Origin of the sequence: Rhizobium mongolense USDA 1844 (genome assembly GCF_000419765.1) — a bacterium.
In the GTDB taxonomy this organism is placed as follows: Bacteria; Pseudomonadota; Alphaproteobacteria; order Rhizobiales; family Rhizobiaceae; genus Rhizobium; species Rhizobium mongolense.
The window spans coordinates 141,713-168,493 of the sequence record NZ_ATTQ01000002.1 but is presented as its reverse complement, the minus strand read 5'-3'; the positions used below and the strand labels follow the sequence as shown (position 1 = coordinate 168,493).

General features: G+C 59.1%; 28 protein-coding genes, 1 tRNA gene and 1 pseudogene. 10 read left to right on the top strand and 20 right to left on the bottom strand.

Features of this window, described 5'->3' with window-relative positions; all coding sequences use genetic code 11:
- Positions 1-86: 86 nt before the first annotated feature.
- A complete protein-coding gene (locus tag A3C3_RS0103915) occupies positions 87-599 on the bottom strand; it encodes an A24 family peptidase (protein WP_022713312.1) in 513 nt (170 codons plus the stop codon).
- An 83-nt stretch (positions 600-682) separates the two neighbouring features.
- Positions 683-880: a Flp family type IVb pilin gene (locus tag A3C3_RS0103910; protein ID WP_022713311.1), complete on the bottom strand. Its 198-nt coding sequence runs from the start codon at positions 878-880 to the stop codon at positions 683-685.
- Between the two features lie 413 nt (positions 881-1,293).
- On the opposite strand from A3C3_RS0103910, the gene A3C3_RS0103905 reads away from it, so the two are divergent.
- From A3C3_RS0103905 to A3C3_RS0103875, 7 genes are all read left to right on the top strand, one after another.
- Positions 1,294-1,707 (top strand): pilus assembly protein N-terminal domain-containing protein, encoded by a 414-nt coding sequence (locus A3C3_RS0103905; RefSeq protein ID WP_022713310.1) that lies wholly within the window; start codon positions 1,294-1,296, stop codon positions 1,705-1,707.
- A gap of 78 nt (positions 1,708-1,785) precedes the next feature.
- The gene (locus tag A3C3_RS0103900) at positions 1,786-2,427 is read left to right on the top strand and encodes a TadE/TadG family type IV pilus assembly protein (RefSeq protein WP_022713309.1); all 642 of its coding nucleotides are present in this window, start codon (positions 1,786-1,788) and stop codon (positions 2,425-2,427) included.
- Positions 2,427-3,011: a TadE/TadG family type IV pilus assembly protein gene (locus A3C3_RS0103895; protein WP_028739381.1), complete on the top strand. Its 585-nt coding sequence runs from the start codon at positions 2,427-2,429 to the stop codon at positions 3,009-3,011. The genes A3C3_RS0103900 and A3C3_RS0103895 overlap by 1 nt, the downstream gene beginning before the upstream one ends.
- 91 nt (positions 3,012-3,102) lie before the next feature.
- Entirely contained in the window at positions 3,103-4,323 is a 1,221-nt protein-coding gene (locus A3C3_RS0103890) for a phosphopentomutase (protein ID WP_022713307.1), read from the top strand.
- Positions 4,320-5,288, top strand: a complete 969-nt coding sequence (locus A3C3_RS0103885) for an adenosine deaminase (RefSeq protein WP_022713306.1) — start codon at positions 4,320-4,322, stop codon at positions 5,286-5,288. Before A3C3_RS0103890 ends, A3C3_RS0103885 begins: the two co-directional genes overlap by 4 nt.
- A 109-nt stretch (positions 5,289-5,397) precedes the next feature.
- A complete protein-coding gene (gene upp, locus A3C3_RS0103880) occupies positions 5,398-6,027 on the top strand; it encodes a uracil phosphoribosyltransferase (protein ID WP_022713305.1) in 630 nt (209 codons plus the stop codon).
- 126 nt (positions 6,028-6,153) lie between these two features.
- Positions 6,154-6,726 carry a TIGR02281 family clan AA aspartic protease gene (locus A3C3_RS0103875; RefSeq protein ID WP_028739380.1) on the top strand — a complete coding sequence of 191 codons (573 nt, stop codon included), beginning with the start codon at positions 6,154-6,156 and terminating at the stop codon, positions 6,724-6,726.
- Here A3C3_RS0103875 and deoA read toward each other — a convergent pair whose 3' ends face one another.
- From deoA to A3C3_RS0103830, 10 genes and pseudogenes are all read right to left on the bottom strand, one after another.
- Positions 6,727-8,034, bottom strand: a complete 1,308-nt coding sequence (gene deoA, locus A3C3_RS0103870; protein ID WP_022713303.1) for a thymidine phosphorylase — start codon at positions 8,032-8,034, stop codon at positions 6,727-6,729. It abuts the gene before it with no gap.
- Between the two features lie 2 nt (positions 8,035-8,036).
- On the bottom strand, positions 8,037-8,813 hold the full coding sequence (deoC, locus tag A3C3_RS0103865; protein ID WP_022713302.1) for a deoxyribose-phosphate aldolase: 777 nt from the start codon (positions 8,811-8,813) through the stop codon (positions 8,037-8,039).
- Positions 8,806-9,615 carry a purine-nucleoside phosphorylase gene (locus A3C3_RS0103860; RefSeq protein WP_022713301.1) on the bottom strand — a complete coding sequence of 270 codons (810 nt, stop codon included), beginning with the start codon at positions 9,613-9,615 and terminating at the stop codon, positions 8,806-8,808. Before A3C3_RS0103860 ends, deoC begins: the two co-directional genes overlap by 8 nt.
- Positions 9,612-10,001: a cytidine deaminase gene (locus A3C3_RS0103855; RefSeq protein WP_022713300.1), complete on the bottom strand. Its 390-nt coding sequence runs from the start codon at positions 9,999-10,001 to the stop codon at positions 9,612-9,614. The genes A3C3_RS0103860 and A3C3_RS0103855 overlap by 4 nt, the downstream gene beginning before the upstream one ends.
- Positions 10,002-10,005: 4 nt before the next feature.
- Complete coding sequence (locus tag A3C3_RS0103850; RefSeq protein WP_022713299.1) at positions 10,006-10,977, bottom strand: ABC transporter permease; 972 nt, start codon at positions 10,975-10,977, stop codon at positions 10,006-10,008.
- A gap of 10 nt (positions 10,978-10,987) precedes the next feature.
- Positions 10,988-12,091 carry an ABC transporter permease gene (locus A3C3_RS0103845; RefSeq protein WP_022713298.1) on the bottom strand — a complete coding sequence of 368 codons (1,104 nt, stop codon included), beginning with the start codon at positions 12,089-12,091 and terminating at the stop codon, positions 10,988-10,990.
- Between the two features lie 7 nt (positions 12,092-12,098).
- The gene (locus tag A3C3_RS0103840; protein WP_028739379.1) at positions 12,099-13,610 is read right to left on the bottom strand and encodes an ABC transporter ATP-binding protein; all 1,512 of its coding nucleotides are present in this window, start codon (positions 13,608-13,610) and stop codon (positions 12,099-12,101) included.
- A gap of 71 nt (positions 13,611-13,681) precedes the next feature.
- Positions 13,682-14,674 (bottom strand): BMP family lipoprotein, encoded by a 993-nt coding sequence (locus A3C3_RS0103835; protein ID WP_022713296.1) that lies wholly within the window; start codon positions 14,672-14,674, stop codon positions 13,682-13,684.
- Between the two features lie 228 nt (positions 14,675-14,902).
- Positions 14,903-15,074: pseudogene (locus tag A3C3_RS48410) on the bottom strand (peptide-methionine (S)-S-oxide reductase); the annotation flags it as partial.
- 83 nt (positions 15,075-15,157) lie between these two features.
- Positions 15,158-15,475, bottom strand: coding sequence for a hypothetical protein (locus A3C3_RS0103830; protein WP_022713295.1), 318 nt, complete (start codon positions 15,473-15,475; stop codon positions 15,158-15,160).
- Between the two features lie 223 nt (positions 15,476-15,698).
- Between A3C3_RS0103830 and A3C3_RS0103825 the strand changes: the two genes are divergently transcribed.
- A tRNA-Ser gene (locus A3C3_RS0103825) sits at positions 15,699-15,788 on the top strand.
- Positions 15,789-15,831: 43 nt separating this feature from the next.
- Here the strand turns inward: A3C3_RS0103825 and A3C3_RS0103820 are convergent.
- Positions 15,832-17,073, bottom strand: a complete 1,242-nt coding sequence (locus tag A3C3_RS0103820) for a DUF763 domain-containing protein (protein ID WP_022713294.1) — start codon at positions 17,071-17,073, stop codon at positions 15,832-15,834.
- Between the two features lie 115 nt (positions 17,074-17,188).
- On the bottom strand, positions 17,189-18,229 hold the full coding sequence (locus tag A3C3_RS0103815; protein WP_022713293.1) for a glutamine synthetase beta-grasp domain-containing protein: 1,041 nt from the start codon (positions 18,227-18,229) through the stop codon (positions 17,189-17,191).
- Between the two features lie 408 nt (positions 18,230-18,637).
- On the opposite strand from A3C3_RS0103815, the gene A3C3_RS0103805 reads away from it, so the two are divergent.
- A complete protein-coding gene (locus A3C3_RS0103805) occupies positions 18,638-18,829 on the top strand; it encodes a DUF2735 domain-containing protein (protein ID WP_028739378.1) in 192 nt (63 codons plus the stop codon).
- 54 nt (positions 18,830-18,883) lie between these two features.
- The gene (locus A3C3_RS0103800) at positions 18,884-19,855 is read left to right on the top strand and encodes a DUF72 domain-containing protein (RefSeq protein WP_022713290.1); all 972 of its coding nucleotides are present in this window, start codon (positions 18,884-18,886) and stop codon (positions 19,853-19,855) included.
- A 6-nt stretch (positions 19,856-19,861) separates the two neighbouring features.
- Here the strand turns inward: A3C3_RS0103800 and pncB are convergent, their stop codons facing one another.
- From pncB to A3C3_RS0103770, 6 genes are all read right to left on the bottom strand, one after another.
- Positions 19,862-21,166 carry a nicotinate phosphoribosyltransferase gene (gene pncB, locus A3C3_RS0103795; protein WP_022713289.1) on the bottom strand — a complete coding sequence of 435 codons (1,305 nt, stop codon included), beginning with the start codon at positions 21,164-21,166 and terminating at the stop codon, positions 19,862-19,864.
- Positions 21,167-21,331: 165 nt separating this feature from the next.
- On the bottom strand, positions 21,332-21,700 hold the full coding sequence (locus A3C3_RS0103790) for a flagellar basal body-associated FliL family protein (RefSeq protein WP_022713288.1): 369 nt from the start codon (positions 21,698-21,700) through the stop codon (positions 21,332-21,334).
- A 97-nt stretch (positions 21,701-21,797) separates the two neighbouring features.
- On the bottom strand, positions 21,798-22,757 hold the full coding sequence (locus A3C3_RS0103785; RefSeq protein ID WP_022713287.1) for a 2-hydroxyacid dehydrogenase: 960 nt from the start codon (positions 22,755-22,757) through the stop codon (positions 21,798-21,800).
- Between the two features lie 9 nt (positions 22,758-22,766).
- Positions 22,767-24,404 carry an ABC transporter ATP-binding protein gene (locus A3C3_RS0103780; protein WP_022713286.1) on the bottom strand — a complete coding sequence of 546 codons (1,638 nt, stop codon included), beginning with the start codon at positions 24,402-24,404 and terminating at the stop codon, positions 22,767-22,769.
- Positions 24,401-25,549 (bottom strand): ABC transporter permease, encoded by a 1,149-nt coding sequence (locus tag A3C3_RS0103775; protein WP_022713285.1) that lies wholly within the window; start codon positions 25,547-25,549, stop codon positions 24,401-24,403. The genes A3C3_RS0103780 and A3C3_RS0103775 overlap by 4 nt, the downstream gene beginning before the upstream one ends.
- A complete protein-coding gene (locus A3C3_RS0103770; protein WP_022713284.1) occupies positions 25,549-26,634 on the bottom strand; it encodes a microcin C ABC transporter permease YejB in 1,086 nt (361 codons plus the stop codon). Before A3C3_RS0103770 ends, A3C3_RS0103775 begins: the two co-directional genes overlap by 1 nt.
- Between the last annotated feature and the right edge of the window lie 147 nt (positions 26,635-26,781).

Here is a 26,781-nt window from a genome sequence, read left to right as displayed (position 1 = left end):
GTTCACCCCGAAGAATGCTCAGGAATTGGTGTAATTATAGTTAACGGAACACTTACATTTTAAGTTAACGGACGTTTAAACCGCCGTTACTTCAACGTTTCCAGCGCATTGGTCAGCATCGGCGAATAGGGAAATGCCATAAAACCGCCAATCGCGATTGCGATGCCGTAGGGGATTTTCTTTGCGAGCAGGAGTGAATTCGGAACAGGCAGGCCTATGGCTAGGATCGTGTTGGATCGCGATCGTATCATCAGAATGGCAAACGTCAGCAAGCCGCCGATCACGCCGACGCAGCAGATGAACAGGATCAAGCTTTGATTGAAGCCGAACCAGAGGGCGGTCGCTGTGAGAAGCTTCGCGTCCCCTCCGCCCATGACGTTCAAGGCAAAGAGCGCGAAACATCCGCAGAATACAGCAAGACCCGCAGCAAGATGCATGCCGATCACCGGAATTGGCATCCCCGTGAAAGGTGCGATGATCAGAAACGAAATGCTGAGAATGAGCGACACACGGTTGGGAATCGTCATCGAGATAAGATCGGCGAAGGCAGCAATCGCGAGACAGAGAGGGAAAACCACAAAAATTGCTGCTGCTGTCATCCGCGCCTCCTATGCCAAATAGGAAAAGGCTCACCGCTTCGAGCTGTGAGCCTGATCTCATCACTCATTGCCGCCGGCAACCATCACGGGATGGTGACGTTGCCCTTTGCGGCAGCACCGTTCATCGTCGCCGAGAGGTTGGTGAACGTGTTATTGAGCGTGCCGCCGAGGCTGGTGGCACCGGCGATGAGCGCTACGGAAATCAGCGCTGCGATCAGACCGTATTCGATTGCGGTCGCGCCGGATTCGTCCTTCAGAAAACGGCTAAAAAGCTTGGTCATGGTTACTCCTAACTCCAGTTGAGGTTCAGCACGTCCGCCAACTGTTGCCGTTGATCGGATGCCACAACCTAGCGAGGGGCTGTTTCAATCGGCTTAAGGAAGAGGGTTACCGGATCGTAAATGCTAAAGTAGAAACATCCATGGTAAGTATTACGTTACTCGGATATATTCAATTTTATCTATATTGCGAATCCTATAAAACATCGGTCTTCGGGATGCACCGAAACATTACATAGGCTGCGCCATTACAGATCACCATGCCTCACGAAACTCTCCTTACCTGACCCAATTTGGATAAACACGTGCCATCATCAGGCAGGGCCGGCAATTCTTAAAGCTTCATTCACCATTTTTTTCCATTCTGTCTTGAGATTTCTGCCGGACTCTGATCCGGATCCAATAAAGAGAACGCTATGCCATCGAGCGGCAAGACTATCTCCTTTACCGCGGCAGCAATCCTCGTGCTTTGCGGGCTTCAGGCTCCCGTGCGCGCCGAGGAAGACGTGCTGCGCGTCTATATGGATCACGCGCGTGTTTTGAAGCTCGACCGACCAGCCAGCAAAGTGATCATCGGCAATTCCAAGGTTGCCGACGCGACCGTTGCCGATCCAAAGACGATCGTGCTGACAGGCCGCAGTTTCGGAACGACCAATCTGGTGCTGCTCGATGCCGATGGCAATGCGATACTCGATGAGACCGTCCTCGTTTCCATCGACGAAGGCAACACGGTTCGCGTCTACCGGCAGACCGATCGCTCCGTCCTTTCCTGCACGCCGAACTGCGAACAACACACGCAGCAGAACAATGCGGCAGATGCCGGCGGCTGACGCAAGATCGTCGTCATCCGTTAAATTGTTGACCCGCCCTGAAACGGAAAATCAACGAACGCACTTTACGATCATTGCATGAACGTTCCATCGGATGGCGCCGTCGCGGCCAATGATCACCAGGCAGATAGAACCTGCACGCCGCCCGGCAGGCGGGGCGGATGGCGGACTTTTGCGCGCTCACGCGACGGATCGGCAGCGATAGAATTCGCACTGCTTGCCATTCCCTATTTCATGGTGATCTTCGCAATCCTGGAGACCTTCATCGCCTTCGCCGCGGAAGAACTGGTCTCCAACGCCGTCGACACCATGAGCCGCAAGCTGCGGACCGGACAGATCACCAATGTCGTCGGGCAGACGACCTATAAGGACCGGACGGCATTCCGGCAGGACTTTTGCGAGGAAGTCTCGATCCTGATCCAGTGCTCCGCCACCGAAATCGCCACGCCGAACAAACTTTGGCTCGATGTCCGTACATTCAGCAAGTTCTCCGATATCCCCGTCACCATTCCGATGAATGCGACAGGCCTCGATACGACAGCGATGCAATATTCACCCGGCGGCTCAAGCTCGATCAACATGGTTCGTGCCTACTATCACTGGCAGGTCGTCACCGATCTAGTCCGGCCCTATATCACCCCGTACCGCACAGCCGACGGATCGAGGCTGAACGACTACCTTATCGTCGCCACAGCCGCCTTCCAGAACGAGCAATACTGATGGCGGTGAGCAGAACCCTGATGCGGTTGAAAGAAAAGCTCCTCCGGCTCGGGCGCGATCGCAGCGGCGTTGGCGCAATCGAATTCGCCATCCTCTTTCCCGTCCTGGTGATGCTCTATATCGGCGCCTTCGAAATCACGATCGGACTGAGCGTCAGCAAACGCACCAGCCGCGCTGCCGGCTCGATCGCCGACCTGATCACGCAGCAGAAGAATGTGACCAGGAGCTCGCTGAGCGATATCAGTTCTCTTGCCGGCGCGATTTTCGCTCCCTTCGATTCGACCGGCATGCAGATCAAAGTCACCGGCATCACCATCGATGCCGGTGCCAATGCCAAGGTTCTATGGTCTTGGGCAAACGACGCGACGACGGCGCCCTACGCGGCAAATTCCACCGTGACGGGCGTTCCGACCGACATGCAGAAGGCAGATAGCTTTCTCGTGCGGGCCGATCTCAGCATCCCCTACAAGCTGTTCGCGTTCGGCCCCGATTTTCTTCCAGGCGACATGCAGGAAATCACCATCCACCGCACCTACTATTACCGCCAGCGGCAGGGCGACAATGTCGCTTGCAACGATTGCTGATCGCGATCCATTGAAATTTGCCAAGCCTGCGGCGGCATTATATGCCTGAGCAGAATTGCGGCTTCTTAGCCGCCTAGCTTGATGGTTTGCGATGGCACGTGCATTTCTCTTCGTTCTTGATTCCTTCGGCGTCGGCGGCGGGCCGGACGCGGCGCACTATGGCGACGAGGGTTCGGATACGCTTGGCCATATCGCGGAATTTTGCGCGGCCGGCGCTGCCGACAGGCAAGGCTTGCGGTCTGGCCCGCTTTCGCTTCCCAATTTGTCGGCACTCGGCCTGATGCAGATTGCCAAGACCGCGACCGGGCGCGCTCCAGCCGGCATGCCGGTTCCAGATAAAGTCTACGGAATTCATGGCTGCGCCAATGAGATCTCCCGTGGCAAGGATACGCCGTCGGGCCATTGGGAAATCGCGGGAACGCCGGTGACATTTGATTGGGGTTATTTTCCCACGGAAGGCGAGGCCTTTCCGTCGCAATTTATCGAGGCGCTCTGCAACGCGGCAGAGGTTCCGGGCATTCTCGGCAATTGCCACGCCTCAGGCACGCAAATCATCGCCCGGCTGGGCGAGGAGCATATCCGCACCGGCAAGCCAATCTGCTATACCTCGTCCGACTCCGTCTTTCAGGTCGCGGCACATGAGACGCATTTCGGTCTCGACCGGCTGCTCGGCTTTTGCCGCATCGCCCGCGCACTCCTCGACAGCCACAACATAGGCCGGGTGATCGCCCGGCCCTTCATCGGCGAAACTTCCTCAACATTCGAGCGCACCGGCAATCGCCGCGATTTCTCGGTGCCGCCGCCGGAGCCGACGCTGCTCGATCGTCTCGTCAAGGCGGAGCGCAAGGTTCATGCCATCGGCAAGATCGGCGATATCTTCGCGCATCAGGGTGTTTCAAGGGTCATCAAGGCGAATGGCAACGACGCCCTGATGGACGCGTCGCTCGCCGCAATGGAAGAGGCCAAGGACGGCGACCTCGTCTTCACCAATTTTGTCGATTTCGACATGGTCTATGGCCACAGGCGCGATGTGCCCGGCTATGCCGCCGCGCTCGAAGCCTTCGATGCGCGGCTGCCGGACGTGCACCGCAAGCTTGCCCCCGGCGATCTCGTCATCCTTACGGCCGACCACGGCTGCGACCCAACCTGGCGCGGCACGGATCATACACGCGAGCGCGTGCCGATCATCGCTTACGGTCCGGGGCTGAAGTCGCGCAATATCGGCATTCGCAGCACATATGCCGATATCGGCGAGACGGTTGCCCGGCATCTCGGCATCGCCGCCGGGCAGCATGGGAGAAGCTTTCTGTGACGTCACATTTGAAGAAGGTCGAGCTGCACTGCCATCTGGAGGGCGCGGCACCTCCGGCGCTGACAGAAGCCCAGGCGAGAAAATACAAGACCGACATCAGCGCTTATCTCCGCGACGGAGCATATGTCTGGCATGATTTTGCGAGCTTCCTCGAATGCTACGACAAGGTTTCCGAGGTCTACCAGACCGACGAGGACTATGGGCTTCTTACCGAGACCTATCTGCAGGAGCTTGCGGGGATCGGTACGATCTATAGCGAACTCATCGTTTCACCCGACCACGGCGAGCGTATCGGGCTTGGCGCAGATGCCTATATCGCCGGCATCTGCGAAGGCATTCGCCAGGCCAAGGCAAAGAATGGCATCGAAGCGCGGCTGATCGTCACCGGCGAGCGGCATTTCGGGCCTGAGCGCGTGATCGCGGCTGCGAAATACGCGGCCAAGGCCAACAACCCGCTGATCACCGGCTTCAACTTGGCCGGCGAGGAGCGCATGGGGCGCGTTGCCGATTATGCCCGCGCCTTCGATATCGCCCGCGACGCCGGTCTTGGCCTCACCATTCACGCCGGCGAAGTCTGTGGCGCCTTCAGCGTCGCCGATGCGCTCGACGTCGTGCGTCCATCGCGCATCGGGCATGGCGTTCGTGCGATCGAGGAAGCAGACCTCGTCAGGCGGCTTGCCGATCTCGGCACCGTTCTCGAGGTTTGCCCTGGCTCCAATATTGCGCTGAACGTCTTTCCCGATTTCGCTTCGCATCCCCTGCGCAAGTTCAAGGAAACAGGCGTTCGCGTGACAATCAGTTCAGACGATCCGCCCTTTTTTCATACTTCATTGAAGCGCGAGTATGAGCTCGCCGCCGATGCGTTCGGTTTCAGCGACAGCGAAATCAACGAGCTGACGCGGACCGGCATCGAAGCGGCTTTCGTCGATGAAGCAACCCGCATGGCGCTGCTCGCCCGGCTTTGAGCCGCCCGGGGCTTGAAGATCATGCCGTGAAAATCGCCTCCACTCTTGCAGTTGAGGCGCTTTCCATGAAAGAAACGTCCGATAAGAACAATTAAAGGAAGGCCAGGCCATGGAAGGCGTCATCGTCATCGATCACCCGCTTGTGCAGCACAAACTCACCATCATGCGGCGCAAGGAGACATCGACGGGCAGTTTCCGCCGGCTGCTCCGCGAGATTTCGACGCTGCTCTGCTACGAGGTGACGCGCGATCTCGAACTGACGATGGAAACCATCGAAACGCCGCTACAGACAATGGAATCGCCGATCCTGGAAGGCAAGAAACTCGTCTTCGCCTCGATCCTGCGCGCCGGCAATGGGCTGCTCGAAGGCATGCTCGATCTCGTGCCTTCTGCCCGCGTTTCCCATATCGGTGTCTATCGCGATCACGAAACGCTGCAGCCTGTGGAATATTACTTCAAGGCGCCGGAGGACGTGGCAGAACGTCTCATCATCGTCGTCGATCCGATGCTAGCGACCGGCAATTCCTCGATTGCCGCAATCGACAAGCTGAAGGAACGTGGCGCACACAATATCCGCTTCCTCTGCCTGCTCGCTGCTCCCGAAGGCATCAAGAATTTCCGTTCGGCGCATCCCGATGTGCCGGTCTTTACGGCAGCGATCGACAGCCATCTGAACGAAAAGGGCTATATCATGCCCGGCCTTGGTGATGCAGGCGACCGCATGTACGGTACAAAGTAACTTCAGCTCTCCTTTACCAAATCCAACGATATCGAAGGCCCGGAGCATTAATCCGGGCCTTTTTAACTTCGCCATTAGCGACTTATCAGCAATTGCGGCGTAGAGATCTTAAAGAGTCAAGCCCGCATGAGGCGTGGTTTAAACAGGCAGGATTTCTGTTTCATGCTCATGCGTATCGTCATTTTCGCGAGCATTATCGCCGCACTCGCCACGCAAGTCCCCTCCTTCTTCGAAGGCAACGACGGCCAGCCGACTACCGAGACCGGTTCGGCCAACATCGTCTCAACCGCGACCGACCAGCCTACGACACCCGCGCCGGTTCCCGCTAACGGCCGCATGCGTCTTCAGGCCAATGCGCAGGGGCACTATACAGGCGACTTCAAGATCAACGGCCGGCCCGTGAAGGGCCTGATCGATACCGGCGCGACCTATGTGGCGCTGAACGAAAGCCTTGCCCGCCGTCTCGGCTACAGTGCCAATCAGCTCGATTTCCAGTATGCCGTGAACACAGCCAACGGCCAGACCAAGGCCGCACATGTCACGCTCGATCGCATGGAGATCGGCGGCATCCGCGTGCAAGGCGTGGAAGCCTTCGTGCTCAAGGATGATGCGCTTTCGACGACTCTGATCGGAATGAGTTTCCTGAAGAAACTCGAGTCTTATTCCGTTGCCGACGGCTCACTGAATCTGAAGCAATAATCAAATGCGGCCGGAAATAACCGGCGGCAGCGAAGGCGCGTTGCCGCAGATGCGGTAGCTTGACGCGATCGAGGCTGCTGCCTTTTGCGCCGCCGCCTCGCTTGCAGCATGCACGATCGCGAGGGTATCGCCCTTCTCAACGCGCGTGCCGAGCGGCAGCAGAGCGGCAAATCCGACCCGATGGTCGATCTTGTCTGCCGGACGGCGGCGCCCGCCACCGAGATCGATAACGGTCATGCCGATCTCGCGCGCATTGCAAGCTGAAAGCCATCCGCTCTCACTGACGAGAACCGGCCTTTCGATCGGCGCTTTCACCAGATATTTTGCGGGCTTTTCGACAAAATCCGCCGGACCGCCCAGCATATGCACCATGCGGGCAAAAACCTCCTCCGCCTTGCCAGACGTCAGCGCCTCGCGGGCTTTCACTTCGCCATTTTTCAGAGACGGGCAAATACCGGAGCTCACCAGCATCTCGGCTGCGAGGGCCACAACGACGGTCTCGAGCCGGGTTCCAGCTTTTCTGCCGGCCAGGAAATCCAAGCAGTTCCATATCTCCACGGCGTTGCCTGCTGCGTCCGCCAGCGGCTGGTTCATATCGGTGATCAACGCGGAGGTCTTGATCCCTGCTCCATTTGCCACATCCACCAGAGATTGCGCCAGAAGCTTTGCCTGCTCGTGATCTGCCATAAAGGCGCCGTTGCCGGTTTTCACGTCGAGCACCAAGGTCTGAAGCCCAGCGGCGAGTTTCTTGGAGAGAATGGAAGCCGTGATCAGCGGAATGGAATCGACCGTCGCCGTGACATCACGCACGGCGTATAGTTTGCCGTCGGCAGGCGCCAACGAGCCCGTCTGTCCAATGATGGCGCAGCCGGCTTCGTTGACGACGTTGCGGAAAAGAGCAGCATCCGGCCTGATTTGATAGCCGGGAATGGATTCCAACTTGTCAAGCGTTCCGCCGGTGTGGCCTAGGCCGCGGCCCGAGATCATCGGTACCGCAAGACCGCAAGCAGCCGCAATCGGCGCCAGCATCAGCGAAACATTATCGCCGACGCCGCCGGTCGAATGCTTGTCGGCGATCGGATGATCGATCCCGGGCCACGTCAGCATGTCGCCGGAGCGCGCCATGGCGAGCGTCAGCGCAACGGTCTCCCCGCGCGACATGCCCTTGAACCAGACGGCCATCGCAAAGGCACCGATCTGCCCCTCTGATAATTCACCGGTGGAAAGGGCCGCAATGAACGACTGAATCTCATCCGTGGAAAGGACACCGCCATCCCGCTTTTGCCGGATGATCTCCTGCGGGATCATGCTCAATAGCTCGAGGCCTTGGCGGGCGCTGACTGGACGCCGCTGAGAACAGCGAGAATGTCATCGAGCAGACCGGAGGCCCCGAAGCGGAAAGTCGACGGCATCGGCCAATCCGGCGTCATGATCGTTTCGGCAAGGCTGAGATAAAGGGCGGCATCGGCGACGGAGCCAATGCCACCGGCCGGCTTGAAGCCCACCTTGCGGCCGCTGTGACGGATCGCGCGGATCATGATATCCGCAGCTTCGAGCGTCGCGTTCACGGCGACCTTGCCGGTGGATGTCTTGATGAAGTCCGCGCCCGCGTCGATTGCAAGTTCGGACGCACGGCCAATGAGGCCGGGGTCCTTGATCTCACCCGTCTCCAGGATGACTTTCAACAATGTGCCACCGGTGCATTCCGCACGCACCGCCGTCACCATGTCGATTACGGCCTTTTCGTTTCCGTCGCGGAATTTGCGGTAGGGAATGACCAGATCTATCTCATCCGCACCGTCCGCAATTGCCTCCCGCGTTTCAGCGGCGACATCGGCCACTTCCATATCGCCGGACGGGAAATTGACGACCGTTGCGATGCGGACCGGATGACCTTTGCCGAGAACCGTGCGGGCATGTGCCACGAAGCGTGGCCAGATGCAGATCGCGGCACTATTTCCGTAAGGCGTCTGCGCGCGGGCGCAAAGCGTATCGATCTGCTCTTGCGTGCAATCGTCCTTGAGATTGGTGAGATCAAGCAGCGACAACGCGACAGCTGCCGTTTCCTTCTGCGAGTGATTATTCATTATCGCTTCCTCCACCCGCAATCACGTCTTTCAAGATTGCGGCGAGACGCGCGCCGCCGACGGGCGCCATGTCCTTTGTTTCTTCGTGGCTGAGTTCAGAACCCGTCATGCCAGCTCCATAATTGGTGATTACCGAAGCTGCGGCAACCCTCAAACCCAGCATTCGGGCGATGATGACCTCCGGTACGGTCGACATGCCGACGGCATCCGCACCGAGAATCCGCGCCATGCGGATTTCCGCAGGCGTTTCAAAGCTTGGTCCCGAAAACCACATATAGACGCCGTGAAAGAGCTTGATGCCAAGCTTCTCGGCCGCCTTGCGCATGGACACGGAAAGGTCCCCATCATAGGCGCTCGTCATGCCGACGAAGCGGCGGTCGCTTTCTTCGCCGATCAGCGGATTCACGCCGGAATAATTGATGTGGTCGGTGATCTGCATCACCGAGCCCGGCGCCATCTCCTCAAGCAGCGAGCCTGCGGAATTGGTTAGGAATAGCGATTGCACGCCAAGGCCTTTCAGCACCTCGATCGGCAGCCGCATGGCGTTGGCATCGCCTTTTTCGTAATAGTGGACACGGCCCGACAGCATGACGACAGGCACGCCGCCGAGACGACCGGCGACGACCTCGCCCGCATGCCCGGAGACGGCGCTGACAGGAAAACCCGGCAGATCCCGATAGGGAATTCGCACCGCATCCGTCAGTTCGCTTACCAGCGAGCCAAGGCCCGAGCCGAGCACGATGCCGTGACGCGGCACAAGCCCACCGAGTTGGCCGACGAGCAGATCGATTGCGGCGTTCATCCGAGTTCGGTCTCGAAGCTGAAGGGAAGAAGCTCTTCCATCGTCATGGTCTTCTTCACGCCCATCTCATCGCAAAGATAAATCTTCGTATCCTTCGACGCAAATTCAGAAATCTTCTGCCGGCAGCCGCCGCAAGGCGGGCAAAGCGGCAGCTTCTCGGCGATGACTGCCATTTCGACGATTTTCTTCGCTCCGCCCATGATCATGGCGCTGATGGCCGTCGGCTCGGCACACCAACCCTGCGGAAAGGAGAGGTTTTCGATATTGGCGCCGGTATAAACCTTGCCGTCCTCGGCGCGGATCGCCGCACCGACCGGGAACTTGGAATAAGGTGCGTGGGCAAAGGCCATGGCACTGCGGGCGGCTTCGAAAAGGTCGTGTGACATGTTTTCAACGCTCCTTCGTATAGGGGACGCCACCAGCCTTCGGCGGAGTTGCAACGCCGATGAATCCAGCAAGCAAGATGCAGGTGAGAATATACGGCAAAGCCTGGAATATCTGAACCGGCACTGCGCCGATCAGCGGCACCTGCTTGCCCTGCATGAAGTTCGCCAGCGCATCGAGGAAGCCGAAGAGCAGACAGGCGAACATCACCGGCACCGGTTTCCATTTCGCAAAGACCAGGGCGGCAAGGGCGATATAGCCCTTGCCCGCCGACATATCCTTGATGAAGGCCGCCGACTGCGCGATCGCCAGATAGGTGCCCGAGAAGCCACAGAGAATACCGGCGCATATGACGGCACGATAGCGCAGCCAACTGACCGAGATACCGGCTGTGTCGACTGCTCCCGGATTTTCGCCGACGGCGCGAAGGCGCAGCCCAAAGCGCGTCCGGTAGAGGATCCACCAGGAAAGCGGAACTGCCAGGAATGCGAGATAGGTCAGGACGTTATTGCCGGAGATCACGTTCGAATAGAGGGGACCGATGACCGGAACCTCTCGCATCGCGTCTGCGCCCGGAAGCGTAATTGGCGAGAACCGGCTTGCCGGGGAGAGCTGCGGAGTGCGGCCGCCCTGACCGAACCAGGCCTGGCCAAGTACAATGGTGATACCGGCGATGAAGAAGTTGATGGCAACGCCCGAGATAATCTGATTGCCCCGATTGGTGATCGATGCAAAGCCATGCACCAAACTCAACGCGACAGAGCAGAGGATACCCGCGACGAGACCGAGCCAGGCCGAGTCGGTGATATATGCAACGCAGGCGGCGGCAAAGGCCGCGCCCAGCATCTTGCCTTCGAGACCGATGTCGAAGACGCCGGCGCGTTCGGAAAAAAGGCCAGCAAGGGCGGTAAAGATCAGCGGGATCGACAGTCGGATCGTCGAACTCAGAACGTTGATAAGGATGTCGTAGTAATCCATCGTCCGCCCCTCACTTGGCCTTGAACTGTTGGTAGACGCGGACGAGCGCCGGGCGGAACATATATTCGAGCGCGCCTGCAAAGAGAATGACCAGACCCTGAATCACGAGGATCATTTCGCGGGTAATGTTCGGCATCTCGAAGGAGATCCAGTCGCCGCCCTGATAGAGGATGCCGAAAAGGATCGCCGATAAGATGATCCCGACGGGATGATTGCGTCCCATCAGCGAGACGGCAATGCCGACGAAACCGGCGCCGCCGACGAACTCGACCTGCAGGCGGGCGGAAGAGCCCATGACCGGGTTCAGCGCCATCATGCCGGCCAGCGCGCCAGAGAGCAGCATAGCGATCATGACCGTGCGGGCATAGGGAATGCCTGCATAAGAGGCGGCAGTGGGGCTGACGCCCAGCGTGCGCATCTCAAATCCAAGCTTCGTTCGCCAGATGAGCAGCCAGACGAAATAGGCGGCGACAAGGGCGATGATGAAGGAAACATTGAACGGTGCGGCCCCGAGCTTCGCACCGAAGAGGTTCATCACCCCTCCGAGCTTCGGCAACTGGCCGCCTTCGAGGAAGGTGCGTGTTTCCGGCGCCATCTTGCCGGGGACGATCAGCACGTGGACCAGCAGGTAAACCATCAGCGCCGCACCGATGTAGTTGAACATGATAGTCGTGATGACGATGTGACTGCCGCGTTTTGCCTGGAGGAAGGCCGGAATGGATGCCCAGGCGGCGCCGAAAAGGCCGGCACCGACGACGGCAACCGGCATGGTGACATACCAGGGCACGAAGCGGTCGAGCGCCAGCGCAACCAGCGCACAGCCAAGTCCGCCGAGATAGGCCTGACCTTCCGAGCCGATGTTGAAGAGACCGGCGTGGATCGCAACCGCGACCGAAAGGCCCGTGAAAATGAAGCTTGTGGCGTAATACAGTGTGAACCCAATGCCTTCGCCGCTGCCGAGCGCACCCTCGATCAGCAGAGAAAGAGCACCAAGCGGACTTTCGCCGATCAGCCAGACGACAACGCCGGAGATCAGGAAGGCAACGATCAGGTTCAAAACCGGGATGAGACCGTAGGTGATCCAATTTGGAAGAGAAACGGAAGCAGTGCTCATTAAGGCCTCACGCGGCAATGCCGGCCATCATCAGGCCGAGGGTCTGTTCACCGGCATCGGGCGTCTTCTCGCCGACGACATGGCCGGCAAACATGACAAGGATACGGTCTGAAAGGGCGCGGATTTCATCGAGTTCGACGGAGACGAGCAGGATCGCCTTGCCCGCGTCGCGCATCTCGATGATGCGGCGGTGGATGAATTCGATGGCGCCGATATCGACGCCGCGTGTCGGCTGGCCAATAATGAGCACGGCAGGGTCGCGCTCGATTTCGCGGGAAACCACGATTTTCTGCTGGTTGCCGCCCGAGAAATTGGCGGTCTTCAGCCGCGGGTTCGGCGGGCGGATGTCGTATTTCTCGATCTTCTCCATGGCATCCTTGCGGATCGCATCGAGATCGAGTAGCGGGCCTCTGCTGTAGGCAGGCTTGCGGTGATAACCGAGAACCGAGTTCTCGTATTCCTCGAACTTCAGCACGAGACCCATATGGTGGCGGTCTTCAGGAATATGGGCTAGGCCCAGCTCGCGCAGCCGCGCCGCGTCGGCCTTGTCGATCGGCTGGCCATCAAGGAAAATCTCGCCGGAATGCGGCTTGCGAATGCCCGCGATCGCCTCCAGCAGCTCCGACTGGCCGTTGCCCGCAACGCCTGCAATGCCGACGATCTCGCCGGCCCGGACATCGAAGGAGACGTTGTCGACCATCGTCACGTCGCGATTGTCCTTGACTGTCAGGTTGCGGACCGACAGCAGCACATCGCCGGGCGTCGCCTCGCCCTTCTGGACGCGCAAAAGAACACGGCGACCAACCATGAGCTCGGCGAGCTCTTCGACCGTCGTTTCCGCGGTCTTACGGGTCGCGACCATTTCACCGCGGCGCATCACCGAGACGGTGTCGGTGATGGCCATGATTTCGCGCAGCTTATGCGTGATGAGGATGACGGTCTTGCCCTGGTCACGCAACACCTTGAGGATGCGGAACAGGTGGTCGGCTTCAGCCGGTGTCAGGACGCCGGTCGGCTCGTCGAGGATCAGGATTTCGGCGCCGCGATACATGGCTTTGAGGATTTCGACGCGCTGCTGCAGGCCGACCGGGAGCTGCTCGATCAGCGCATCCGGATTGACCTCGAGGCCGTATTCCTTCTCCAGCCGTTTCAATTCGGCGCGAGCAGACGCAACGCCCTTTGCCAGCAGTGCGCCGCCTTCGGCGCCGAGCATGACGTTTTCCAGGACCGTGAAATTATCGACCAGCATGAAGTGCTGGTGAACCATGCCAATACCGGTTGCGATCGCCGCCTGGCTGTCGCGGATGGTCACCGGCGTGCCGTTGACGCGGATTTCCCCGGCATCGGCGTGATAAAAGCCGTAGATGATCGACATCAACGTCGATTTACCGGCACCGTTTTCCCCGATGATACCGTGGATCGTGCCCTTGGCGACGGTAAGGTTGATGTCCTTGTTTGCGTGAACGGCACCGAATTTCTTATCGATGCCCACAAGTTCAATAGCGGGCGTGTCTGTCACTGCAGGCTCCAAATACGAAAAGGGCGTATGGCGGAAAAATCTGGCCGCCATACGCCCATCTCAGTCGCGGATCACTTCGGGCAAGAGTTGTCCGTCGTGTAATCGTGAACCTTGATGGTTCCTGCGATGATGTCGGCCTTTGCCTTGTCGACGGCGGCCTGCATTTCCGGCGTGATCAGCGGCTTGTTGTTGTCGTCGATCGCAGCGCCGACGCCGTCTTCCTTGACGCCGAGAGCCTGCACGCCACCGGTGAACTTGTCGTTCTTCGTATCGGTGTAGGCATTGTAGACGGCGAGATCGACGCGCTTGACCATCGAGGTCAGCACGGAGCCCGGATGCAGATGGTTCTGGTTGGAATCGACGCCGATCGAAAACTTCTTGTTGTCGGCAGCCGTCTGCAGAACGCCGAGGCCGGTCGCGCCTGCAGCGGCGTAAATGACGTCGGCGCCCTGGTCGATCTGGTTTTTGGTGAGCTCGCCGCCACGAACCGGGTCGTTCCACGCAGCACCGGTTGTGCCGGTCATGTTCTGAAAGACTTCGATGTCCGCCTTGACGGAGCGGGCGCCCTGCTCATAGCCGCATTCGAACTTGCGGATCAACGGAATATCCATGCCGCCGACGAAACCGACCTTACCGGTCTTGGAGGCCATGCCGGCGAGAACGCCGACGAGGAACGAACCTTCTTCTTCCTTATAGACGACCGAGCGGACATTCGGCTTGTCGACGACTGAATCAACGATGATGAACTTGGTGTCCGGGAATTCAGCAGCGACCTTTTCGATTGCCGAGGTCCATGCGAAGGACACGGCCACCACCGGGTTGAAACCGCGGCTTGCGAAATTGCGGATCGCCTGCTCACCCTGTGTGTCGCCGGTCGGCTCGAAGTCGCGATAGGCTATGCCGGTTTCAGCCTTGAACTTCTCAGCGCCATTATAGGCTGCTTCGTTGAAGGACTTGTCGAACTTTCCGCCAGTGCCGTAAACCAGAGCCGGCTTGACGTCGGCAGCGAGCGCCGTCGTGGACATCGCGGCCACGGCCAGGAAAGAAAGAAGGGTTTTTTTCATAGTGCAGCCCTATTGTTGCTATTTGTCTGGGTCCTCCCGCAAGCCTTTGGCAGGCATGTCTGCGGAACCACCGGCCTCCCCCCGGAGGCCTGGCTGCGCGCATCCTTGCATGGCTCAAGGAAAAATTCACGAGAAATTTTTCGGCTGGTAAAAATTCCGCGTAGATGCTGAAAATCAGTCCAGATGGGCTGATTTTTGCGCAAAATGAGCTGATAGAATGCGATTTTACTAACCAATCGGGCAGCTCATGCCCGTTCCGCCAAGACCGCAATAACCATCCGGATTCTTCGCCAGATACTGCTGGCAATAGTTCTCGGCATAGTAGAATTCACCTGCCGGAGTTCGGGGTGATCTTCGACGGGCGGCCGGCAGATTTGAGCGCCGTCTGGAACGTGTCGCGCACGCGCTATGCCATGGCTAGCTGTTGCGTCGTCGCCGTGGATACGGGCCTCAAAGCTAATACGCCAGGGCCCGCGCGTTTTGTTACGCGGTAAAGCGGCCCGCCACCGGCGGCTTCTTGTAGCCGATCATCCAAAGCAGCAGCGCGATCGCCAGAAAGACGGCAAAAGCGGGCTGCAGCATCAGCCATTGGAATACGAAGGCATAGAAGCGCGGGTGCACGTAGTAGGAAACGGACGACTGCAGTGCCAAAAGCGACGAAGGGCTCAATTCCTGCCAGGCATCGCCCATGGGTGTCACCACGACTGCCGACGCCGCAACGGATTGAATTGAATCGATCGTTCCTGCAATCACGGCTACAGCAAGCGCGACAAGGCTAGCCAAACGCAACAAGAAACGCATCAATACCTCCGACGCCCTACCGCCGGATTTTCCGGTCAGCCGCGCCATTCTCCACCCTAGCCAATAAATAATTATCTCACGGCCAAAGCGCAATGCACAGCGCGGGCGGAGTTTTATCGGAAGAAGTCAAAAAACTGTTAGATTTAGGTTGATCAGCGAAAATTCATCGGTATATATCGCGCCGTTCCGACGATTTGCTCCTCTCCGGGTGCGAAACGCAAATGGACAGGTGGCCGAGTGGTTGAAGGCGCACGCCTGGAACGCGTGTGTACGTGAAAGCGTACCGAGGGTTCGAATCCCTCTCTGTCCGCCATTTCTTAATAAAATCAAAGATTTCCTATTGTAGAGAGCGCGCCTCAAAGCGAATCTTCCTCCCAGCCGAAGACGCTTCTGCCGCCCCAGTCGGGTGAGTTTCGGAATTCGCCGGCGACGATCTCCTTGAGGTCTGGACCTGTGACATATCGTTCGAGCTGGCGGGACTGGTCGTCGAGACGTTTCAGCGCCTGCAGTTCCTCCTCGCGGCCGAGCCTGCCCTTCTGCACGGCCGACTTCATCACCTTGATCGTCTCATCATAGACTTTCAGCGGGACGGGAAAGGGATGCCGGTCCTTGCCGCCGTGGGCAAGCGAGAAACGCGCGGGATCGGAAAAGCGGCAGGGCGCACCATGAACCACTTCGGCAACCATCGCCAGCGCCTGTACCGTTCGGGCTCCGACCCCGCGCACGAGCAGAAGCTGCTCAAAATCCTCCGGTCCGCGGTCGGCGGCGGCTGCAAGATTGCCGTGCAGGCGCTTCATGTTGACGTCCTTTTCGCGAACGTCGTGATGGGCGGGCATGATGAGATGCGGCAGAAGCGGCTGGTCGGGCTGCGGCGCGGGCTTTGCGATATCGAGTGCCAGAGCTGCCGCTTCGCGCAAAATACGATCCGGACCGAGCGTTGCTAGAAGATCAAGCTGCCCGGTGCGCGAACGCTCAGCACGCCTGTCGGCCAGATTGATGATACTACCCTGGCTGCGGCCCTCGATTGCCGTGTGCGGCGAATTGACGAAGCTCTCGAGACCTTCCGAGAGCCAGTGATAACGCCGGGCCTGACGCTTGTCGCCATTCATGCCTTGCTGCACCACGACCCATTTGCCGTCATCCGTGACGATGAAGCCATGGAGATAGAGATCAAAGCCATCCTGAACGGCGGCGCTATCGACTTTCGCCACAAGCCTGCTTGCAGTCGCGAGCGCTCCGCCGTCGAAACCAACGCGGTCACCGATCGCAACGAGTTCGTCCGGCGTCTTGCGGGAATGCGAACCGCGGCCACCGCAGACATGCAGGCCAAGCTCGCTTGAAAGCGGAGTAAGCCCGCGCTTGAGGGCGCCGAGCACGCTGGTGGTTATGCCTGACGAATGCCAATCCATGCCCATCACGGCACCGAACGACTGGAACCAAAAGGGATGCGCGAGGCGCCGGAGCAGTTCATCCCGGCCATAATGGTGCACGACTGCTTCGGTGATCACGGCGCCGAGCTTCGTCATCCGCTCGCCGAGCCACTTCGGAACTCTGCCGCCATGCAATGGAAGATCGGCGCTGCCTGCTCTTTGTGCCATGCTGCGACTATAGCGCGACCGACGGCGTGAAGGAATGTTTTCCTTGGACACGCTTCGGCAAATAAAAAACGCCGGTTGCGGAGCAACCGGCGCCCTTGGGAGGAAAGCCTGAGGCTTAGGCAGCAGCCGAAGCGAAGCCGGAGGTCGGGACTTCCGATATCGTCTTCAGGACCTGCGAAGCGATCTGGTAGGGGCAGCCCTGCGAGTTCGGGCGGCGATCTTCCAGATAGCCCTTGTAGTCGTTCTTGACGAAGGAGTGCGGAACGCGGATCGATGCGCCGCGGTCGGCAACGCCATAGCTGAACTTGTTCCACGGGGCCGTTTCGTGCTTGCCGGTCAGGCGCAGATGGTTGTCCGGGCCGTAGACGTCGATGTGAGCCTGCAGGTTCTTGTCAAACTGCGCCATGAGCGCTTCGAAGTAGGCCTTGCCGCCGACTTCGCGCATAAACTTGGTCGAGAAGTTGCAATGCATGCCCGAGCCGTTCCAGTCCGTGTCGCCGAGCGGCTTGCAGTGGAACTCGATGTCGATGCCGTACTTTTCGCAGAGGCGGAGAAGCAGGTAGCGAGCCATCCAGATCTGGTCGGCGGCGCGCTTGGAGCCCTTGCCAAAGATCTGGAATTCCCACTGGCCCTTGGCCACTTCGGCATTGATGCCTTCGTGGTTGATGCCAGCAGCCAAGCAGAGGTCGAGATGCTCTTCAACGATTTCGCGAGCAACGCTGCCGACGTTCTTGTAGCCGACACCGGTGTAGTACGGGCCCTGTGGAGCCGGGTAACCCTGCTCCGGGAAGCCGAGCGGACGGCCATTTTCGTAGAAGAAGTATTCCTGCTCAAAGCCGAACCAGGCGTCTTCATCATCAAGGATGGTTGCGCGGCTGTTCGACGGATGCGGAGTGACGCCATCGGGCATCATGACTTCGCACATGACGAGAGCGCCGTTGGTACGAGCCGGGTCCGGGTAGACGGCAACAGGCTTCAGCACGCAATCGGAGCTGCGGCCTTCGGCCTGCATCGTGGAGGAACCATCAAAGCCCCAGAGCGGAAGCTGCTCAAGAGCAGGAAATGCGTCAAATTCCTTAATCTGCGTTTTGCCGCGCAGGTTCGGCGTCGGTGTGTAACCGTCGAGCCAGATGTACTCGAGCTTATACTTTGTCATTGGCCAGTCTCTCAAACGTAAGGGTGTGAGCAAATTCCGAAGCGACCGCTAAGCGCGTGCTTGATCACCACCGGATGCCAGATACCAAGCACGTGGCGTGCCAGTTTCGAGTAGGCATACGGGCTGCCATGAGACGCGCGGCGAGAATCAACCTTCAGACAATCGTCAACTTTCAACGAAAGCGAGGGTTTAGGGCCATGGAACTCATCGGCGCGCAGGACGTTTTTTTGATCTACACCTAACGCCTCAAAAAGATGCAGGCATTGCGGGGCATTTTATTCGTTTTATCAAATGCTTATGAATCCCACAGTTATTGGCGTTTTTTTAGGCGATTTGCGCAAATGATGTGCACTCTGCTACTATGAATACCCGGGCAACCGGTATGCGAAGATAATGGAAGGCAATTCGATGCCAGCAAATGTCCATCGCGAAACCGCGAAGATCTATCAGTTCCCAATAAAATTCCGCAGGTCGGACGAACGCTTTGGTGCCCGCCAGGCGCTCGACATCGATCCCGATGTCTGCGCCGCCGCCTTCGATACCTGGTACCACGAAGACGCCATCCGCGAAGCTGAAGAAAAGCGAAAACCGCAAGCCTGAATATCTGACCGACGCGGCGGGGGAACAAGCGGCCGCGCGGTCAGTTTGTCTTTCATGGCAAGGAACGGCACCATTCGTATCGGCATATCCGGCTGGACCTATGCGCCGTGGCGCGGAGTATTTTATCCTGAGGGCCTGCCGCAGAAGCACGAATTGCATTTTGCCGCGCGCAGTTTTGCCTCCATTGAAATCAACGGCACGTTTTACGGATTGCAAAAGCCTGACGCCTTCGCGCGCTGGCGGGAGGCGACACCGGACGGCTTTGTCTTCGCCGTTAAAGGTTCACGCTACATCACGCATTTGAAGCGGCTTCGCGATGTCGAGACGCCGCTTGCCAATTTCATGGCGTCCGGCCTCCTGCGGCTAGGGCCAAAGCTCGGCCCCATTCTTTGGCAGTTTCCGCCGACGATGAAATTCGACGCAAAACTTTTCGCGCGATTTCTGGCAATGCTACCGAAAGATCTGGATGACGCGGCAAAGCTTGCAAAGCGGCACGATGACCGGCTGAACGGCCGTGACTGGCTGGAAAGCGATGTGCAGCAGCCGCTTCGTCACGCGCTGGAAATTCGCCACGACAGTTTCTGCGCCAAGGAATTCATTGAACTGCTGCGTGAACATCACGTGGGGCTCGTCTGCGCCGACACGGTCCAGTGGCCGCTTCTGATGGATGTCACTGCCGACTTCATCTATTGCCGTCTTCACGGATCCGAGGAGCTTTATGTCAGCGGATACGACGATGCGACGCTCGATGTCTGGGCCAAACGTATCGCGGCATGGGCGCGCGGACACGAACCGGAAGATGCCAATCGCGTACTGCCGCCGCTCAAGGCCTCAACCAAAGGCCGTGACGTCTTCGTCTATTTCGACAATGACGTGAAGGTGCGCGCGCCAGCGGATGCACGCTCGCTTGCCGAGAGGCTTGGCGTTGCCACGCCATTTGCGGAGGCTGCCATGTCCACAAAATCACGCAGAAAAAGCCGGCGGAGCGAAAAGGAGGAGGCGAGGCCGCACTGGCCCTCCCCGTAACCTGTATCAGACGAGAACCGTCTGCTCAGTGCGGTCCTCCGCGCCGAAGAATTTGAGGTAACGCTCGACCTCTGCCGGGTCTCCGGTTGCCTTATGAGGATTGTCCGAGAGCTTGACCGCTGGGCGGCCGTTTGCCTCGCTGACCTTGCAGACGATCGAGATTGGGTTGAGGCCGGAAATTTCGGTCGGCGCGCAGCCCGCAAAATCGTTGGTCAGGTTGGTGCCCCAGCCGAAGCTCATGCGAACACGGCCCTCGAAATGCTTGTAGGTATCGATGATCGCGTCAACATCGAGTCCATCCGAGAAAATCAGCAGCTTCTGGCGCGGATCGCGGCTCATTTTCTTCCACCAATCAATGATCTTCTCGCCGCCCTCGATCGGCGGCGCACTGTCCGGGCGGAAGCCGGTCCAATCAGCGACCCACTCGGGCGCGTCGCGCAGAAAGGCCGCGGTGCCGAAGGCATCCGGCAGGACGATCAGCAGGTTGCCGCCGTAGAGCCTGTTCCAATCTCGCAGGATCTTGTAGGGCGCGTTGCGCAACTCGTCGTCGGTGTCGGCAAGCGCAGCGGCCACCATCGGCAGCTCGTGGGCGTTCGTTCCTACCGCTTCCAAATCGGAATCCATAGCGAGCAGTACATTGCTTGTGCCCGTGAAAGCCGGTCCGATACCTTCCTTCAGCGCCTCAACGCACCAGCGTTGCCACAGAAAGCTGTGGCGGCGGCGAGTGCCGAAATCGGAGATACGCAGGCCAGGCAATTCGCGCAGCCGCTCTACCTTTGCCCACATCTTGGCTTTGGCACGCGCATAAAGCACATCAAGCGTGAAGGGTCCGAGCGCCTTCATCGCCGAGCGCGAGCGCATCTCGTTGATAATGGCAAGCGCCGGGATTTCCCACATCGTCGTCTCTTTCCACGAGCCATGGAAATCGAGCACGTACTGGCCGTCCTTCTTTGACAGCTCGTATTCAGGCAGCTGGAAATGAGAAAGCCAGGCGAGGAACTCCGGCTCGAAAATCTGCGCGCGGCCATAGAAACTGTTACCGGCGAGCCAGATCATCTCCTTCTTGGAGAGCCGCAGCGTGCGGGCATGATCGAGCTGAGCGCGCAGTTCCCCCTCGTCAATCTCCTCGGCGAGACGGACGCGCTTGGTGCGGTTGATAAGCGTGAATGTGGTGCTGACATCCGGATAAAGCTTCCAGATCATTTGCAGCATCAGAAGCTTGTAGAAATCCGTATCAATGAGGCTACGGACGATGGGATCAAGCTTCCAGGCGTGATTGTAAACGCGCCTTGCAATATCTGTCTTGGCCATGCTCCATCCCGTCCCGATCCGGTCGGGTGCCGCAAAAGGCCAGCACACGACGACCGGCTCGTGCGCCTTCTTATCGAAAAATCAGCGGGTAATGTCCAGCGCAAATAAAAGCCCCGCCGCCGCAAGGCGGCAGGGCCTCGTTCGATGATCGCCTTGGACTCAAGCCTATTGCGCCGGCTGAGACGGCGCTGATGTGGCAGGCGTCACGGGCTCAGCGTTCGGTGCCGGCGGCTGCGTGTTCGGCGTCTCCGTGGGGACCGCACCGCCATTCTGCGTGGTTGGCGGCGCAGCCGGTGCCGGCGACTGGGACTGCATTTCCTGACCGGGCTGCTGTGGCGCTACTTCATCGGCTTCGCGGTTGCCCCAGATCTCGACCGGTATCCAAACAACGAATGCAAGAATGAGCGCAACGACCAGAACCATCAGGACGCGGGCACCGGTGCGGCCCTGCTTCGCCTTCACCGCAGAGATCTGCTCTTCGGCATGCCGCTTTCCATCGGCGTTTTCCCAGCGCTTTTCCATCTGATGAGCCATCTTCGTCTCCCTTCGATGTCTCGCGGGCCGTATGCCGGCCCGTCTCAGAACTGTCGTTAGGAGCAACGGATACGCGGCGGCATGGTTCCACCCCGCCTTAGTAGCCTGCCTTCCGGTCCACCACGAACTCCAGCGGCTCACCGCGCTCGTAGCGGGCAATCTGTGCCTCGACATAGCGGAAGAGCGCATTCTCTTCGGAGATTGCGGCATCATGCGGGGTTATGAAGACACACTCCAAACCCCAGAGCGGATCGTCCGCCGGGAGCGGCTCGACCTCGAATACATCGAGCGATGCGCCGCCGAGTACACCGCTTTCAATCGCCGCAACGATGTCGCGTTGCACCTGGCTCCTGCCACGGCCGGCATTGATGAAGACCGGCTTTCCGAGTGCGCCGCCCCGACGGAGCTTTGCAAACAGCCGCGCATCATAAAGACCCGTCGTTTCCGGCGTTAGCGGCAGCAGGCCGACGAGGAAATCGGTCTTCGACAGGAAGGTATCGAGTTCGCTCGCGTCGAAGGTTTCGATCCCATCAAGCCTTTTGCGGTTTCGCGACCAGCCAATGACGTTGAAGCCCATGACCTTCAGCTTGCGAACGGCATCCTGCCCCAATACCCCAAGCCCCATAACGCCAACGGTGATTTCCGCAGCTTCCGGCGGTGCCATCTGGCTCCAGATCCGATCGCGCTGATGCCGGTCATGCTCGCGCTGCTGGCGCAGGTGCATCAGGCACTGCAGCACCACCCATTCGCTCATGCGCACGGTCAGGCTGCTGTCGACGAAGCGAACGATCGGCACGTCCGGCAACCCCGAAAGGTTCATGAAGCTATCGACGCCGGCACCGCCCGAGAAGATGACCTTCAAGTTCGGTGCGCGTCCGAACAGGTCGACATCCGGTTTCCACAGCAACGCATAGTCGATTGCGCTCAAATCGCGGTTTTTGGCCGCCGGATCGGCAAGATTGATGCTGCCGCGATCCGGAAAGGCAGTTTTCAGAATACGGGCGATGCCTTCGGGGTTGAACTTCAAATCGATGAGAACAGGAGGTCTTGCGGGCATGATCTTTTTTTACTGCTGGACGGCAGGCGTGGGCACTGCCTCGATATTGAAAGCGGCTGCCATCAGCGCCTTGGTGTAGTCGTCTTTCGGCGCGCGGAAAATCTCTGCCGACGGCCCCTGCTCCACCACCTTGCCAAAACGCATGACGATGACGTCGTTGGCGAGCGCCTTGACGACCTTCAGGTCGTGGCTGATGAAGAGGTAGGCCAGATCGTGCTTCTTCTGCAGGTCGCGCAGCAGATCGACGACCTGTGCTTGGACGCTCATGTCGAGCGCCGATGTCGGCTCGTCGAGCATGACGAAGCGCGGCTTCAGCACCATGGCGCGGGCAATCGCGATACGCTGACGCTGGCCGCCGGAGAATTCGTGCGGATAGCGCCAGCGTGTCAGCGGGTCGAGGCCAACCTCTTCCAGCGCCCAGCAGACGCGCTGATCCCGCTCTTCATGCGACTGCGAGCGCTCATGCACTTTCAGCCCTTCCGCGATGATATCGCCGACCGACATGCGCGGACTGAGCGAGCCGTACGGATCCTGGAAAACGACCTGAAGCTGGTTGCGCAGCGGCCGCATTTCGGTGAACGAATAGTCCGCTATATCCTTGCCGACGAAACTGATGCGCCCCTTGGAGGAAATCAGCCGGGTGAGCGCCAGGCCAAGCGTCGTCTTGCCCGAGCCGGATTCGCCGACAACCCCGAGCGTCTGGCCGGCGCGCAGCGAGAGATCGATGCCGTCGACGGCCTTCACATGGTCAACGACCCTGCGCATCAATCCGGCCTTGATCGGGAACCAGACCCGGATATCGGAGCCCTCCATCACCAACGGCTTGGACGGATCGGCAACAGGTGGCTCGCCGCGCGGCTCTGCGGCGAGCAGATGGCGCGTGTAGTCATGCTTCGGATTGCTGAAGACCTCTTCGACCGTGCCCGTCTCGACAATCCTGCCTTTGGTCATGACACAGACGCGATCAGCGAATTTGCGGACAATGCCGAGATCATGGGTGATGAAGAGCAGCGACATGCCGTGCGCGCCTTTCAGCTTGCGCAGCAGGTCCAATATCTGTGCCTGGACCGTGACATCGAGCGCCGTCGTCGGCTCGTCGGCGATCAGCAGTTCGGGCCGGTTTGCGAGTGCCATCGCGATCATGACGCGCTGGCGCTGGCCGCCGGAGAGCTCGTGCGGATAGGCTTTCAGCCGTTTTTCCGGCTCGCGGATGCCGACTTGGTTCAAGAGTTCCAGCACCCGCGTGCGGGCCGCCTGGCCCGTCACGCCCTGGTGCAGATCGAGGATTTCGGCGATCTGCTTCTCGATCGTGTGAAGCGGATTGAGCGAGGTCATCGGCTCCTGGAAGATCATCGTGATGTCGTTGCCGCGCACCTCGCGCAGCGCCTTCTCCGATGCCTTGAGCAAATCCTTGCCCTTGAAGAAGATTTCGCCAGTCGGATGGCTTGCTGCAGGATAAGGCAAAAGCCGCAGGATGGAATTTGCGGAGACGGACTTGCCCGACCCGGATTCGCCGACCAGCGCGACGACCTCGCCTTTCTTGATGTCGAAGGAGATGCAGTCGACAGCCAGCGATGTTTCACCGCTTTGATGGAAGGCGACGGAAAGATCGCGGACGGAGAGAAGAGGTTCAGGCATCTGGCTCATGCGAAGGTCTTTCTCGGATCAAACGCGTCGCGCACGGCCTCGCCGACGAAGATCAGCAAGGAAAGCATGATCGACATGGTGAAGAAGGCCGCCAGCCCCAGCCATGGCGCCTGAAGATTGGCCTTGCCCTGGGCGATCATCTCGCCGAGCGATGGCGAGCCGGGCGGCATGCCGAAGCCCAGGAAGTCGAGCGAAGTGAGCGTCGTGATCGAGCCGGACAGGATGAAGGGCAGGAACGTCAGGGTCGCCACCATGGCGTTCGGCAGCATATGGCGCCACATGATCGTCCGGTTATTGACACCGAGCGCGCGGGCGGCACGGACATATTCGAAGTTGCGGGCGCGCAGGAACTCCGCGCGCACGACACCGACGAACCCCACCCAGGAGAAAAGCAGCATGATGCCGAGCAGTACAAAAAAGCCCGGCGGCAGGATCGCGGCGATGATCAGCAAGATGTAGAGCACAGGCATCGACGACCATATCTCGATAAAGCGCTGCAGAAGCAGGTCCGTCCAACCGCCGAAATAACCTTGCACGGCGCCGGCCGTCACGCCGACAATTGCCGAGCAGATGGTCAATGCCAGGCCGAAGAGCACGGAAACGCGAAAACCGTAGATGATACGCGCCAGCACGTCGCGCGCCTGGTCGTCGGTTCCAAGCCAGTTGAGATTGCCGTAGTTGCAATTGGGGTCGTTGACGCCTTGCGGATAGCCGGAGCAACGCTCCTCCTTGCTCATCAGCCAGAACGGCGGCGTCGGCGCGGAATGCGGGATGTTGGAATTCACCGATCGATATGAATAGTGGATCGGCGGCCAGATCATCCAGCCATTGGCTTTAATCTCATCGGCGATCACCTCCGAGCGGTAATCGGTTTCCGCCAGGAAGCCGCCGAACTTTTCCTCCGGATAATCCACCAGCACCGGAAACAGGATTTCACCCTTGTAGGATGCGATGATCGGCTTGTCGTTGGCGATGAATTCCGAAAACAGCGTCAGGACGAACAGCGCCATGAACAGCCAGAACGACCAGTAGCCGCGCCGGTTTGCCTTGAAATTCCGCCAGCGGCGAATGTTCGTTGGGGAAAGCAGGCCCTTGCGCGGTGGCTTGACCGGCGTGACGGGCGTCGGATTGGCAGCCGCATCCATCAGACATCCCTCCGCTCGAAATCGATACGTGGATCGATCCAGGTATAGATCAGGTCCGAAAGCAGGCTGACGAAAAGGCCGAGCAGCGAGAAGATGTAGAGCGTCGCAAAGACGATCGGGTAATCGCGGTTGACGACCGAGAGATAGCCGAGGCGGCCGAGTCCGTCGAGCGAGAAGATATTCTCGATCAGCAGCGAGCCGGTGAAGAAGGCGGAAATGAAGGCGCCCGGAAAACTGGCGATGACGATCAGCATGGCATTGCGGAAGACATGACCGTAGAGCACCTGGCGCTCATTCAACCCTTTGGCGCGGGCCGTCGTGACATATTGTTTCTTGATCTCCTCGATGAAGGAATTCTTCGTCAGCAGCGTCGTTGTCGCGAAAGCGGAAAGCGAGAGCGAGATCAGCGGCAGCGTCAGGTGCCAGAAATAATCGAGCGGCTTCTGCCACCAGGCGAGCTGGTCGAAATTGTCCGATACCAATCCCCGGAGCGGAAACCAATTGTAGAACGAGCCGCCGGCGAAAAGCACGATCAAGAGGATGCCGAACAAGAAGCTCGGCACGGCGTAACCAATGATGATGGCGCCGGACGTCCATACGTCGAAGGTCGAACCATCCTTCACCGCCTTGCGGATGCCGAGCGGAATGGAGATGGCGTATGAGAAAATCATGATCCAGATGCCAAGCGAAACCGAAACCGGCAGCTTTTCCTTGATGAGATCGAGCACCGAGGTATTGCGGAAGAAGCTCTCGCCGAAATCGAAACGGATGTAATTCCACATCATTTCCAGAAAGCGCGTCAGTGGCGGCTTGTCGAAGCCGAACTGCTTCTCGAGCTTGGCGATCAGCTCCGGATCGAGGCCTTGGGCACCGCGGTAACTGGAACCGCTGTCATCAAACTGCTGTGCGAGATCGCCGCCGCCGGAAATCCTTTGGTCGGCACTATCCGCCTGACCTGTCAGCTGCGCGATGACCTGTTCGACAGGGCCACCCGGCGCAAACTGAATGACGGTAAAGGAAATTGCCATGATGCCGACAATCGTCGGTATCATCAAAAGCAGGCGTCGAAGAATGTATGCTCCCATCAGCGCGCGGCCTTCCAGGTCTCGAAATTCATCAGGGTGCGCGTCGCATCAGGAGTCTTCAATCCGCCAGCCTTCCCGCCGGGCGCACCGGCTTTTCAGGGTTTTCCGAAGTGATTCGGGTGGTCCATTTGGAACCCAGCCATTCCG

What these genes read in the sequence shown, in the direction of transcription:
- A3C3_RS0103915 (WP_022713312.1), bottom strand. Translation starts at nt 599, where the DNA reads ATGACAGCAGCAGCAATTTTTGTGGTTTTCCCTCTCTGTCTCGCGATT.
- A3C3_RS0103910 (WP_022713311.1), bottom strand. Translation starts at nt 880, where the DNA reads ATGACCAAGCTTTTTAGCCGTTTTCTGAAGGACGAATCCGGCGCGACC.
- A3C3_RS0103905 (WP_022713310.1), top strand. Translation starts at nt 1,294, where the DNA reads ATGCCATCGAGCGGCAAGACTATCTCCTTTACCGCGGCAGCAATCCTC.
- A3C3_RS0103900 (WP_022713309.1), top strand. Translation starts at nt 1,786, where the DNA reads ATGAACGTTCCATCGGATGGCGCCGTCGCGGCCAATGATCACCAGGCA.
- A3C3_RS0103895 (WP_028739381.1), top strand. Translation starts at nt 2,427, where the DNA reads ATGGCGGTGAGCAGAACCCTGATGCGGTTGAAAGAAAAGCTCCTCCGG.
- A3C3_RS0103890 (WP_022713307.1), top strand. Translation starts at nt 3,103, where the DNA reads ATGGCACGTGCATTTCTCTTCGTTCTTGATTCCTTCGGCGTCGGCGGC.
- upp (WP_022713305.1), top strand. Translation starts at nt 5,398, where the DNA reads ATGGAAGGCGTCATCGTCATCGATCACCCGCTTGTGCAGCACAAACTC.
- A3C3_RS0103875 (WP_028739380.1), top strand. Translation starts at nt 6,154, where the DNA reads ATGAGGCGTGGTTTAAACAGGCAGGATTTCTGTTTCATGCTCATGCGT.
- deoA (WP_022713303.1), bottom strand. Translation starts at nt 8,034, where the DNA reads ATGATCCCGCAGGAGATCATCCGGCAAAAGCGGGATGGCGGTGTCCTT.
- deoC (WP_022713302.1), bottom strand. Translation starts at nt 8,813, where the DNA reads ATGAATAATCACTCGCAGAAGGAAACGGCAGCTGTCGCGTTGTCGCTG.
- A3C3_RS0103860 (WP_022713301.1), bottom strand. Translation starts at nt 9,615, where the DNA reads ATGAACGCCGCAATCGATCTGCTCGTCGGCCAACTCGGTGGGCTTGTG.
- A3C3_RS0103855 (WP_022713300.1), bottom strand. Translation starts at nt 10,001, where the DNA reads ATGTCACACGACCTTTTCGAAGCCGCCCGCAGTGCCATGGCCTTTGCC.
- A3C3_RS0103850 (WP_022713299.1), bottom strand. Translation starts at nt 10,977, where the DNA reads ATGGATTACTACGACATCCTTATCAACGTTCTGAGTTCGACGATCCGA.
- A3C3_RS0103845 (WP_022713298.1), bottom strand. Translation starts at nt 12,091, where the DNA reads ATGAGCACTGCTTCCGTTTCTCTTCCAAATTGGATCACCTACGGTCTC.
- A3C3_RS0103835 (WP_022713296.1), bottom strand. Translation starts at nt 14,674, where the DNA reads ATGAAAAAAACCCTTCTTTCTTTCCTGGCCGTGGCCGCGATGTCCACG.
- A3C3_RS0103830 (WP_022713295.1), bottom strand. Translation starts at nt 15,475, where the DNA reads ATGCGTTTCTTGTTGCGTTTGGCTAGCCTTGTCGCGCTTGCTGTAGCC.
- A3C3_RS0103820 (WP_022713294.1), bottom strand. Translation starts at nt 17,073, where the DNA reads ATGGCACAAAGAGCAGGCAGCGCCGATCTTCCATTGCATGGCGGCAGA.
- A3C3_RS0103815 (WP_022713293.1), bottom strand. Translation starts at nt 18,229, where the DNA reads ATGACAAAGTATAAGCTCGAGTACATCTGGCTCGACGGTTACACACCG.
- A3C3_RS0103805 (WP_028739378.1), top strand. Translation starts at nt 18,638, where the DNA reads ATGCCAGCAAATGTCCATCGCGAAACCGCGAAGATCTATCAGTTCCCA.
- A3C3_RS0103800 (WP_022713290.1), top strand. Translation starts at nt 18,884, where the DNA reads ATGGCAAGGAACGGCACCATTCGTATCGGCATATCCGGCTGGACCTAT.
- pncB (WP_022713289.1), bottom strand. Translation starts at nt 21,166, where the DNA reads ATGGCCAAGACAGATATTGCAAGGCGCGTTTACAATCACGCCTGGAAG.
- A3C3_RS0103790 (WP_022713288.1), bottom strand. Translation starts at nt 21,700, where the DNA reads ATGGCTCATCAGATGGAAAAGCGCTGGGAAAACGCCGATGGAAAGCGG.
- A3C3_RS0103785 (WP_022713287.1), bottom strand. Translation starts at nt 22,757, where the DNA reads ATGCCCGCAAGACCTCCTGTTCTCATCGATTTGAAGTTCAACCCCGAA.
- A3C3_RS0103780 (WP_022713286.1), bottom strand. Translation starts at nt 24,404, where the DNA reads ATGAGCCAGATGCCTGAACCTCTTCTCTCCGTCCGCGATCTTTCCGTC.
- A3C3_RS0103775 (WP_022713285.1), bottom strand. Translation starts at nt 25,549, where the DNA reads ATGGATGCGGCTGCCAATCCGACGCCCGTCACGCCGGTCAAGCCACCG.
- A3C3_RS0103770 (WP_022713284.1), bottom strand. Translation starts at nt 26,634, where the DNA reads ATGGGAGCATACATTCTTCGACGCCTGCTTTTGATGATACCGACGATT.